This window comes from Flavobacterium sp. LC2016-12, assembly GCF_015351595.1.
Classification (GTDB): domain Bacteria; phylum Bacteroidota; class Bacteroidia; order Flavobacteriales; family Flavobacteriaceae; genus Flavobacterium.
Genome location: NZ_JADKPT010000001.1, coordinates 797,957 through 809,915 on the forward strand (window position 1 = coordinate 797,957; position 11,959 = coordinate 809,915).

General features: G+C 33.5%; 11 protein-coding genes. 7 read left to right on the plus strand and 4 right to left on the minus strand.

Annotated elements, in window-relative coordinates:
* Positions 1-131: 131 nt before the first annotated feature.
* The 3 genes from IRZ99_RS03350 to IRZ99_RS03360 are packed head-to-tail and all read right to left on the minus strand — an operon-like array spanning position 132 to position 3,772.
* The gene (locus IRZ99_RS03350; protein ID WP_194655915.1) at positions 132-1,463 is read right to left on the minus strand and encodes a hybrid sensor histidine kinase/response regulator; all 1,332 of its coding nucleotides are present in this window, start codon (positions 1,461-1,463) and stop codon (positions 132-134) included.
* A gap of 33 nt (positions 1,464-1,496) precedes the next feature.
* Complete coding sequence (locus tag IRZ99_RS03355) at positions 1,497-1,937, minus strand: response regulator (RefSeq protein WP_194655916.1); 441 nt, start codon at positions 1,935-1,937, stop codon at positions 1,497-1,499.
* An 11-nt stretch (positions 1,938-1,948) separates the two neighbouring features.
* Positions 1,949-3,772 (minus strand): ATP-binding protein, encoded by a 1,824-nt coding sequence (locus IRZ99_RS03360; RefSeq protein WP_194655917.1) that lies wholly within the window; start codon positions 3,770-3,772, stop codon positions 1,949-1,951.
* A 294-nt stretch (positions 3,773-4,066) separates the two neighbouring features.
* Here IRZ99_RS03360 and IRZ99_RS03365 point away from each other — a divergent pair, with 294 nt between their 5' ends.
* Positions 4,067-4,492 (plus strand): response regulator, encoded by a 426-nt coding sequence (locus IRZ99_RS03365; RefSeq protein WP_194655918.1) that lies wholly within the window; start codon positions 4,067-4,069, stop codon positions 4,490-4,492.
* 7 nt (positions 4,493-4,499) lie between these two features.
* Here IRZ99_RS03365 and IRZ99_RS03370 read toward each other — a convergent pair whose 3' ends face one another.
* Positions 4,500-5,948 carry an NAD(P)/FAD-dependent oxidoreductase gene (locus IRZ99_RS03370; RefSeq protein WP_194655919.1) on the minus strand — a complete coding sequence of 483 codons (1,449 nt, stop codon included), beginning with the start codon at positions 5,946-5,948 and terminating at the stop codon, positions 4,500-4,502.
* 412 nt (positions 5,949-6,360) lie between these two features.
* Here IRZ99_RS03370 and IRZ99_RS03375 point away from each other — a divergent pair, with 412 nt between their 5' ends.
* The 6 genes from IRZ99_RS03375 (at position 6,361) to IRZ99_RS03400 (ending at position 11,731) form a co-directional block, all read left to right on the plus strand.
* On the plus strand, positions 6,361-6,561 hold the full coding sequence (locus IRZ99_RS03375) for a hypothetical protein (RefSeq protein WP_194655920.1): 201 nt from the start codon (positions 6,361-6,363) through the stop codon (positions 6,559-6,561).
* Between the two features lie 45 nt (positions 6,562-6,606).
* On the plus strand, positions 6,607-8,385 hold the full coding sequence (locus IRZ99_RS03380; protein ID WP_228519003.1) for a T9SS type A sorting domain-containing protein: 1,779 nt from the start codon (positions 6,607-6,609) through the stop codon (positions 8,383-8,385).
* A gap of 46 nt (positions 8,386-8,431) precedes the next feature.
* Positions 8,432-9,925: a hypothetical protein gene (locus IRZ99_RS03385; protein WP_194655921.1), complete on the plus strand. Its 1,494-nt coding sequence runs from the start codon at positions 8,432-8,434 to the stop codon at positions 9,923-9,925.
* A gap of 103 nt (positions 9,926-10,028) precedes the next feature.
* A complete protein-coding gene (locus IRZ99_RS03390) occupies positions 10,029-10,223 on the plus strand; it encodes a hypothetical protein (protein ID WP_194655922.1) in 195 nt (64 codons plus the stop codon).
* 229 nt (positions 10,224-10,452) lie between these two features.
* On the plus strand, positions 10,453-11,088 hold the full coding sequence (locus IRZ99_RS03395) for a hypothetical protein (protein ID WP_194655923.1): 636 nt from the start codon (positions 10,453-10,455) through the stop codon (positions 11,086-11,088).
* A 190-nt stretch (positions 11,089-11,278) separates the two neighbouring features.
* Positions 11,279-11,731 carry a hypothetical protein gene (locus IRZ99_RS03400; protein ID WP_072970905.1) on the plus strand — a complete coding sequence of 151 codons (453 nt, stop codon included), beginning with the start codon at positions 11,279-11,281 and terminating at the stop codon, positions 11,729-11,731.
* The last annotated feature ends 228 nt before the right edge of the window (positions 11,732-11,959 follow it).

Consider the following 11,959-nt stretch of genomic DNA (forward strand, 5'->3'; position numbering starts at 1 on the left):
TGTTTGAAATATTTAAATATACCATTGCATATATTAGATCAGATTCAAATGTTTTTTGAATGATTATTATCTGGCCCAAGAATATTCTTTAGCTAATTTAATTAATTTTAGTAGAATATGAACGGAGAAGACTAATGCATTTCATATGCGTTTTGTAAATCATTAGCGGCTACTTCGGAAAATTGTTCTGAGGTTTTCAAATCTTCCGGGATCTTCTTAAATATTTTATCAATTGGGATGTAGATGTTAAATATAACGCCCTTATTTAAATTGCCATCAGCAACTATAATTCCGTTATGGTTATCGACAATCTTCTTTACTATAGCTAAACCAATTCCAGTTCCGGAATAATGCTCAGTGTGATGCAGTCTCTGAAAAATAACGAAGATATTTTGATTGTACTGTGCTTCGAAACCAATTCCGTTATCCTGAAAACTAAAATTCCAATAATCACAAATTTGTGGACTGTTGGGCAAATTAAGCCTTCTGAACTCTTCATTTTTAAGAATTTCAGATTGTATGGTAATTTGAAGCGGAACTTCAGGGATAGAAAACTTTAGTGAGTTACTTATTAAATTGTAAAGTAGCTGTCTAAATTGAAAGGGCATAACATTGACAGGCATTAATCCATTTATTTTAAAAACAGCTTTTTTATGACGAATAGTATCGTTGAGTTCTAATTTTACATCATCAATAATATCTTGTAAATCGGTCATTTCGTATTGATGATCTACTGTACTTACCCTTGAAAAATCCATTAAATCTTCAATGAGTTGTCTCATTCTTGTTGCCGCGACATGTATACGATTTAAATTGTTTTTTCCATCTTCGGTCATAGTTTTCATTTCTTTTTCCATCATAATTGAAATGAAGATTTGAATTTTTCGAAGTGGTTCCTGGAGATCATGGCTGGAGATGAAATTGAAGGCAAGTAATTCTTTATTTGCATTAAGTAACTCAATAGCCCTTTTTTCTTTTTCAGCATTTTGAAATTCTAATTCCTGATTGGCTATTAGTAGTGCTGCAGTTTGTATTTTTAATTTCTGAAGGAGATCTTCTTTCTCTATTAGTTCCTCAGCTTCTTTAAGTGCGCGAGTGATCTTTTGTAATAAGGATGAAAAATTATTTTTAGAAACATAATCTGTTACTCCTTCTTTTATGAGCATTACCGCATTTTCCTCACCAATAGTACCTGAAATAATTATAAAAGGTATGTTAAGTTCCCTTTCTTTAATTAGCTTAAAGGCAGAAACAGCATCAAATGCTGGTAATGAATAATCTGATAAAATAATATCCGGACAAAAGGCATCCAAAGCTTCTTCAAATGACCTTCTGGATTCAACTATTTTTGAGCTAAATGACAATCCGGATTTTGTCAAATGCCTTACTATTAAGTCCGCATCAGCAGTATTGTCTTCTAATAACAAAACTTTTATATCTTTTTTTATTTGATAAGGAATCATAGTTTCAGATTAAATAATTGTTCAATTTTGACTTTAGATTGCAGGCTGGCTGAGTATCATCCAGTACATCCCCATATCTTTTATGGCATTAAAAAAATTATTACTGTCTACTGGTTTTACGATATAACTGTTGGCACCCAAACTGTAGCATTTAGCTATATCAGGATCCTCTTGCGAAGAAGTCAGGATAACTACAGGAATTGATTTAAATTGAACATCACTTTTAATTTTTTCAAGCACCTGTATTCCGGACATCTTTGGCATCTTTAAATCCAAAAGAAAAAGTTTGGGATGTGATTTTGGATTTCTTTCGGAATAAATTCCTCTACAATACATAAAATCAAGTGCTTCTGCTCCGTCTTTTACATGTAAAAGTTTGTTTGTAAAACCGCTTTTATTTAAGGCACGTATCGTTAGTGTAGCATCTTCCATGCTGTCTTCGGCAAATAAAATTTCAATATCGTCGTAATTCATTTTTTTATCTTTTAATGTTTAATATCTGGCAGGCTAAAGTAAAATTTTGCACCTGCGTCTAATTTTGATTCTGCCCACACTGTTCCGTAGTGTCGGTTTACTATTTTTTGGACTATTGCAAGACCGATGCCTGTTCCTGAAAACTCTTCCTGTGAGTGCAGACGCTGGAAGACACCAAATAATTTATCATAATATTCCATGTCAAAGCCTGCACCCCAATCTTTTATACTATATATGATTTTATCATTTTTGGAAGTTGATGTTATCTTAATTCGGGTTTCTAATTTATATTTTGAATATTTGATTGCATTCGATATTAAATTGATCCACACTTGTTTAATTAACGAAGGATCTCCATTTGCCGGGGCAAGTTCATCGATTTCGAATATGGGTGTGTTTTCGCCTTTTTCAATGGTTAAATCGCTTATAACAGTATTTACAAGTGACTTCATATTTATGTTCATAGAGGATACCTGTTTGCGGCCTAATTTACTGAAGGCTAGTAAATCATCTATAAGAACTCCCATTTTATTAGAGTTTTTTATTATGCCGTTAAGTACATTTTTTCCATCATCGTCAATGGCGTCAATATGATCTTCTATAAGAATTTGTGTATAACCATTAATGGCGCGTATTGGTGCCCGAAGATCGTGCGAAACAGAATAAGAAAACGACTCCAGTTCTTCCTGAGCTTTCTTGAGCTCATCGTTTGCTAGTGTCAATTCTTTAGTTCGTTTTTCCTGATAAGCAAGTTCCCGGTTGGTAACAATTAATTCGGCTGCACGCTTTTCTTTCTCCACCTTTCTTTTTTGTTTCAGAATATTTTCGGCTGCTAATTTCTTATTGGCAATAATCAACTCCGCTGCACGTTTTTCTTTTTCCTTACTCTGAATGGCAAGTTCTTTATTGGCAATGATTAACTCCTTGGCCCGCTGTTCTTTTTGTTCATTCTGAAATTTTAATTCTTTATTGGCGACAACTAGTTCTGCAGCGCGTTTTTCTTTCTCTTTATTCTGAAAAGCAAGTTCTTTATTGGCAATAATTAATTCCTTTGCCCGCTGTTCTTTTTGTTCGTTCTGAAATTTTAATTCTTTGTTGGCGATCACTAGTTCGGCGGCTCGTTTTTCTTTTTCTTCATTTTGAAAAGCAAGTTCTTTATTAGCTATGATTAATTCAGAGGCCCTTTTTTCCTTTTCCTGAGCCTGAACTGCCAACTGCAAAAATTGTGTTTTTGCAAGTGTAATATCTGTAGCAATCTTTAGAATTTTATAGGGATTGCCATCAGTATCCAAAATAGGGTTATAACTGCCAAAAAGCCATATTAATTTACCATTTTTAGCAACTCGTATGAATTCATCTTTTTGATAAATTCCTTTTCTTAAGCTGTTCCAAAACAGTTGATAAGCATTAGATTTTGAATAAGAGGAATCAACAAGTAGGCTATGATGTTTTCCGAGTAAATCAGTTTCATTGTAACCCATTATTTCAAGGAAATTTTTATTGGCACTCAGGATATTACCTTCAAGATCAAACTCCAATGATGCATTTGTAGAGTTAATAGCATTGATATGATTATTCAATAATTGCTCTTTTGCCTTTAATTGTTCCTTTAGGTCATGAATTTCAGTGGTCTGTTTATCACTTTTTTTGGCGGGTTTTGTAGTGACAACGATAAATTCAGCAATATTTTGTATTTTCTCATTATTTGTTGTCGGAAGTTCTTTTTTTAGGAGAGGCAGATCTGGACTTTTTTGATCCTTTTCTTTTTCATGAAAAGCGATTTGATCTGAGTAAAGGATTATTTCCTTTTTGTCATTTTTTTCTTTGTTATTCATATAATACGAATTTATATTTAGAAAAATAATGGCAGTAATTTGCTGGAAAAGCACCTATATTTTAGTAATTATTAGAATGGAGACCTTAAATTGTAAAGTAAGGAATTATGATTTTTAACGAATATAGTTAAATTAACTGATAAAACACGTGTTTCTTGCGAGTATTATTATAGGATGACAACTTACGATAATTATTTTTGAGCTATTTTACGTTTTGTTTGGTTAGAAAACGAAAATTACTTTCCGTTTAAATTAAAAGAGTATCTTTCCCGGTACCAATTAACAAAAGAATTCATGAATAAGGGCGGACCAATAATTATTATAGAAGATGACCCGGATGATCAGGAAATCCTGGCTTTAGTATTTAAAGAACTTCATTACAAGAATGAAATTATTTTCTTTAATGATGGAGAAATGGCACTTAATTATTTAACTGCAACTGCTATTGAGCCCTTTATTATTTTCTCGGATATAAATATGCCAAAATTAAACGGAATAGAGTTGCGTTCAAAAATTCATGAAAATGAAGATTTGAGAATGAAGTCTATTCCTTACTTATTTTTCACTACAGGTGCAGAACAAAAACATGTTGTAGAAGCCTATTCAAAATCGGTACAGGGATTTTTTATAAAACCATATGATTTTGTAGAAATGAAAGAGATGATAAAAAGCATAGTAGAATACTGGCAGAAATGTGTTTCGCCCAATTATATAAGGTAGAACAGAACTACAAATCTTTTTTCTTCAAACACCGTCCTCTGGGCTCATCGCCTTCATGAAGCACAATGTCAGAATGCAGGAATTCTGCTGCCGCGGCGGAATCTTTCACTTTAACAGCACTGCGCTCTAACATCTCGGATTCAAATTCAGTTAAAACACTTTCTCTTATTCCTATTTTTTTCCAATGCACTAAAGATTTACATCCTTTTGCAATACCTCGTGCGAGCGAGAGTGCGTCTAGTAAAGCTTGATTTGCACCTTGTCCTTTGAACGGGCTCATTGGGTGGGCCGCATCTCCAATTAAAGTAGCTTTTCCACTTTTCTCTAATAACTCTGAAGTGAGTAATTCCCTGTCATAAACTGGATAGCCGGAAATTTGAGTTTCCAAAGTTGCCGCCAAAATCTGCGGAATAGGGTCGTGCCATTGTGTTCTGCGGCAAGCTTCTTCTTTGAGAGCATGTGTTCCTTGTGCGCTTAAAGTTTTCGCTTCTTCTTCACTCATTGGAAAACTAAGTTGCCACATTATAGCGTCAGACGTGTAAGGCATCATGTAGATACGTTCATTGCCATTGGCGGTTTGGAATACAGTAGCCGAATCGAGTAAAGGGTTTTCAAGATTTTTGAATGCACTTAACGGACAAATTCCTAATATAACAATACAGCCAAGATAACGTAGAGGAGTAATTTCTTCACCAATCAATAATCGTCGGACAGAACTACGAATACCATCAGCGCCGACGACAAGATCAGCTTTAACGTTCTTGATTTCATCATTAACCTGAAAAGTTAGAGCAATAGACTCATCATCAGTTTCTTTAAAATCTATTAATTGATGCCCCCATTGTACTTTTTCGTCTCCGCCGAGTTGTTTTAACAAAGCTAAACGTAAAGATTGGCGAGCTATATGAATATTGGTACGCTTTAGAGAATTTTTAGCTTCTGATTGTAGCCACTTTCTAATACCCCATTCTCCGATCACTTTTCCATCAGTAGTGTGAACTAAGTGTCTTGTCGAAGTGACGCCTTCATCTAAAGAAAAAATTCCAAGTCCTTCAATTGCTTTACTGGCTTGTTGTAAAGTAAGTCCGTAACCTTGTGATCGCGCATCAAAATTGCTATCGCGTTCATAAAGAGTAAAAGGAATTCCGCGGTGTAAACAAGCTACTGCAAGAGCAACTCCACCAATACCACCACCAATAATAGCAATATGTGGATAGTTTTCATTATCAGCAATAGGAGGGATTTCAGAAGCAAGTAATCCGGATCCGGAACAGTTAAGACATACGTTTAAGTGGGCCTTAGGGCGAATTGGAGCAGATCCTTCGTCTTTCGATTTTTCAAATAGGTCAAGTTCTGTCTGGTAGCGGAGTCGTACTTTCTTAGTGAGCCTTTGACTTTTTTTGCCTCGTCCCTGACATTCGTGACAAATATTCCAGCTCGTTTGTTTATTCTCCACTTTTTACTTCCTTGAATTAGGTCATTTATTCCTGAGTATCTCCCAGAAAAATTAGTTAATCACTTGCTTGATTATGCCGGCAAATTTAAAACAAAAGAGTACCAGTACAAGACTTGTTTACATTTTTTGGCGAAAAATTATAATAGACAATTGAAGACTTGTACGGACGGTTATTTTTTACAATAATACTGTTAATGTGGGAATTATATAAAATCTCAGGTTTAAAATATAAAAATTAATGTAAGATTAATCATAATTTTATGACACCAAAACACGTAAAGCATAAGGACATTGCCTTTGCAATCTAAATCGGAATATTAGAATTTCTCCTGTTCCAACTTTCATCTGAAAATATCTTAATTTTTTCTTTAAGATTTTTTTGCAGCTATTTAATACCCCAAAATTGAATATTATGAAATGTAAAATGGTGTTACTGGTATTTTTATTGTTTTTTTTCTCTAATTATATATATTCGTTTCAGGGCCAGGGACCACCTCCGCCCACGATTCCGCCTCCCGTAGGATTACCTGCAACCATTAATGATAAAATCTTGTTTTTAGTTGCTTCTGCTATTTTATTAGGCTTTCTGATTGTAAATAAAAAGAAGGCTTAGTTATAAAATCTCTAAGTTGTTTTGTTGTACCTCTAATTTGAAATTATGACAAGAATATTATTTTTATTAGTACTTAGTACTTCAAAATGTTTTGCCCAGATTTATTTTGGACCAACTGCAAATATGTACGTTAAAAGCGAAATTCTTTTTGTACAACAGAACATTAACTTAGAAGCAAACTCAAACTTGTATCTGAGAAATAATGGACAATTAATTCAGGGTACGACTCTTGCATCAACCAATACCGGACAAGGGAAACTATCCGTATATCAGGAAGGTACCAGTGATAATTTTGAATATAATTATTGGTGTTCGCCTGTAGGAAATGCTTCTGCAACAGTGGGAAATGAAAATTTCGGCATTACAATGCTCAATCAGCCAACCACATCTACATTGTCAAACCCTGCAACAGTGATAAGCAATTATAACGGAACAGCCAATCCGCTGGCTATTTCATCAGTTTGGATACATAAGCTAATAAATGCAAATAACTATTCGCAATGGGTATTTGTAGGAGGAGCAAGCACAATTGCTGCCGGAGAAGGTTTTTCTATGAAAGGAACCAGCGGAACAGATAGTGCTGACCCTGAAGGAACTGGTGTGGTCAATAATTCAGGAAGTGCCCAACGATATGATTTTAGAGGAAAACCTAACGATGGAAATATTACGATCAATTTAGGTGCTAATAATTCAACTTTAACAGGTAATCCATATCCATCGGCATTGCATTTAAATGCCTTCCTTTTAGATTCGGATAATCTGGCAACTGGTGGAATTGCTTATTTTTGGGAACAGGACAAAACAGTAAATTCTCACTTTCTCGCTGCCTATAGAGGTGGTTACGGAAGTTATTCACCAATGTCTGTAGGTGTTGACGGTGTCTATGTGCCAGCGACATTTAATTCTTATAATCAGGATGGAACTTTAAATACAACAGGCTTATCTTCATCACTTTCTATTCCCCGCAGATATGCGCCAATAGGCCAGGGGTTTGTTGTTTTTGCTAATGCTAATGGTACAGCAACTTTTAAAAACGCACATCGTATATATACTAAAGAAGGTCCAGGGGTTTCTCAGTTTGAAAAACAAACAAAACAAGCTGCTGATAAAACTAATAGTAATGAGGAGGTAAACGTTTTTCAGTATTTTAAACTTAATACAATTATCGACAATAAGTTTACCAGACAACTGGCATTGGCTTTTTTGCCTGAGGCTACAGATGGTGTAGATATTGGTATTGATGCTCTGAACATGGACACCAGTCCTCCTAATGATGTGGCTTTTTGGATTGAAAACAGTAGTTATGTCATTCAGGGCTTAAATTTTGATCAAACAAAAAAAATACCCATAACAGTAAAAGCAGGGACCAGCGCTACTTTTAAATTTTATATTCCGGAAGTAATAAATTTTGATACTTCACAGTCAATTTATCTTTATGACGCACTGGATCAATCTTATCATGATATCAAAAATGAAGGTTATCAGGTAACCGTTGCCCCCGGAATATATTCAGACAGATTTAAAATCACTTTTACAAGTGAAACACTTGGCGTATCTGAAGAAGCCCACAAGCAATTTATAATTTTCCAGGATAATAATAACAATGTTTTAAAAGCCTCAAACCCAAATAATATAGCAATAAAGTCTGTAAAAATCTATGATATGCTGGGTAAGGTGGTTTTATCGAAAAAGGATTTGGGATCAGAGGCAAATTTTTCTTTTTCAACTAATGGCTTAAGTCATGGAATTTATATAGTTGAGTTTTTAACAACAGAAAATAAAAAATTGACAGAGAAAGTGGTTATTTCAAATTCAGCCAGATAATTAAAATTTAAAATAGGAAATCAAAGCAACCAAAAATAGAGAAATTATGATAAATATATCTACTCCGCAAAATACAGGAAATGTACTAGTACTGTTTTTCTTCTTTTTAACCTTCCTTGGTCATGCACAAATTGGTATTGGTACTGTTACACCAAATGTAAGTTCTGTTTTAGATATAACTTCTACAACAAAAGGTATGTTAGCACCCAGAATGACAACAGCACAACGAACTGCAATTGTTACTCCTGCTGAAAGTTTATTAGTTTATGACACTACTGTAAAAGCCTTTTATTACTATAATTTAACTACCACCTCATGGGTCAAAATTGCTAATGAAGGTTCCGCTTTAAGAAACAATTATAAACTGGTTAAATCGGTAACAGACCTGGCACCAGAATTATTAGCAGGAGGGAATACAAGATATTTATTAACTTCAAATACCCTCTATGAAATTAATGGCACTATAGCTTTAACAGCTCCTATTGATTTAAACAATGCTTATGTATCAGGACTTGACACAAATGAAGATATTTTACAAGCTCCAGGAGTTGTTTTTCAGGGAAGTACAGGAGGCAGTATTAGAAATGTTACTTTACAGGGAGCAAGTGCTTTTAATATTACCGGTCCCGGAATAGCTTCTAATACCTCTCTTTTGGTTCAGAATACCGTTATAAGTGGGATGACTGCAGGCGTGGGAACTATTTCAGGTTTGGGATTGTATTTTGGTAATATCGTTCAGTTTGTAACTAATAACGGTGGAATTACGTATTCTAATATTGGAAATTTGTTACTAAGTAACCAGGCATGGTTTAGTTCTAATGTAGGAACTTTTGAAACATTTACCGGTAACTTTAGTTTAATACAAAAAAATAGTGGTTTTAGTACGGTCGACGTTGCAGATGTTGCGATGAATGTTAGCGGTTTGACTAGTACTTCAGTTGGAACCGGTATTTTAATAGGTACCGTTTTTTCTGGTACTACTACAGCTCCTTCTGGTATTATCAATCGTTATCCGGCAGGATCAACTTATCCGGGATATAATTTTAGTAATGCGTGGACAGTAGATTCACCGGGTATTCCAAGAGAAGGGGATAGCGATGCTACTGGCGATATAAATCTGAGCGCTAATGTTGGAAGTGGTGTGTCAACTACTTTTTCTGGTACGGGGACTGCAAGCAGAAAGAAATTAGTAGGAACTACTACTTCTAATAATTTGTTTCGTTTTACAAGAGATGGAGATAACATAATTACGTATAGAGGAAACAAAACGAGATATTTTCAAGTAGTTGCTTCAGTTTCCTATCAAACTACTGCCGACGCAACTTTTATTTTTTACATAGCAAAAAACAATACAGTTCTTACTGAAACGAAGGTATACGGAAGAGCTAGTAGCGGGCTTCTTACGACTGCGGGTATTGTAGCGGTGCCTATCATAGGATCGGTACAAATGAAAACAGGAGATATTATTGAAATTTGGGCAGAACGTTATGATGGGTTAGGAAACCTTTCTACAGTTTCTCTAAATTTAACAGCAAGATAGAGTAGTTCTTGTTATAGTTGTATTTTATAACTTTTATTGATGATTATATAAGCATATCAATACAGTTTAAAGTAATTTTATTTAAACTTTAAAACGTATTATTATGAACACAAATAATCAAAATCCGAAAAGCACTAATCAAAAAACTGGCGCTGATAGAAGTGATACGAGAAAACATCAATATAAAGAACATGATGAAGTTTTAACAAATGATGAAAATTATGATGTTGACACTCATAAATTTAAAGGTGAAACACCAGAATTCGATGATAAATTGAATAACGAAGAAAAAAAATAAAAGCTAAACGTCTCAAACTTTATTTGAGACGTTTTTTTTGGTGTATGTGCTTAACTGCTAATTGATACATAATTTAGATTGACCAAATTAGCCTCTTTTTAAAGATTTCTATTTACAATATTTGAAAAAAATTAAGAACTAAAAAAAAATTATGAATTGATTTTAATAGATTTGTATAATCTATGAATCCTCAAAAATGCTATGAGGAAATTATAAAATACAACATAAAATGAAATTTGTTAGTTCAATAGTTATATTATTAATGTTCTTTTGTTCCAACGCTTACTCACAATTGAGCGCGGATAAAATATTCGAAAGCTTTAAACAAGGAGAGCGTACAAATTGCTCATCGATTGCTTTTATTAAAGCTGCTTTAAATGTTTATGGACTGGACAATCTTTTTGTGACTGAAAAAGTAAACGACACTACCTATAAAATTACATTAAAAAATAGTGCATCATTCAACCTGAAAAATGATGAATTAAACAAAGCTAAATTTTCTGCTGACTTTGTATTTATAAAGGAAAATTGTGAAAGCGAAAAAATAACAGATTATGCAGTATTGACCTATGCTGTAATGGCAAAGTACAAACAAATTATTGATAAGAAGGCAACTTTTGATAAAGCTTTGGAGGATTTAGAGGAAGGTGAAGTATATACTCCAACAATTTACAAATATCTAGGGTTTAAAGAAGGCAAAGAAATACAAAAATTAAAGCGCGAATCAGGAAGTGAATTCTGCGGAGTAGTTGCCTGGTCAACTGCACATGCCGTTTTTGTTTGTGAAGACTTTATGGATTATTATGGAAACAAAAAAAGTATATATATAAAATATCCGGGACGTTTTAGAATAATTAAGTCATAAGCGTGTTAATGTGTTGATAAACAGTGGTTAATTACGTTTTTTTGTAATCCATCTTTTTTCTATATTGATTAGGCCATTTTAGCTTTTAGGCTGATTGTTAAATTTAAATTAAAAAAAAGAAATCAATACAGTTGCAGTTTAAGTTAATTTATATATTTTTGTCCTATTAACAACCAATTACATTCTCAAAATGAAAAGCACAATTTTCCTACTTAGTTTCCTTTTCTTCTTATCAACTGAAGCTGTTTCAGCACAGGCAAAAAATGCTCCAAGAAGTATTATCAGTACAACAGCTATCATCCGTAAATACCATGATCAAAAAGAATTAAGTGGTATGCAAAAAGGTGAACTTTTGGAATTATACATTGAGCGTATTAAAGTTTTAGTAAAAACGCTACCTTATATTGCTTTGGTTACTAAACCAGGTGTGACTATGGCCGATTTAGGTATTCCAGACGATTCTGAGCACAAAAAAGTATTAGACGGACAAGCAATTGGAACAACTACATTTTTAGATACTACAGTAGAATTTCAGAGAAAAATGATGCCTTATTCAGATAAAGGAAATCTAATCGCTGCAATTTTATTTTACGAAAGCACATTGAAATCATTACACGAATTCAACGATTTGAACGAGATGTAATTTTTAATTTATAATATAAAAAAGCCTCCAAAATCATTTGATTTTGGAGGCTTTTTTTTGGTTTATAATTTCCTGGGAACGGTTAAAAAATATTTTAATCACCCTTTTAAGAAAGATAAAAATGACTTTTAGTTTCGCTCAAAAGATACTATTCTACATTTTAAATTCAAATTTATTTTATGGCTTATATAAGCTTAGTTTTCATAGATTAGAATTATTATGTGTTAA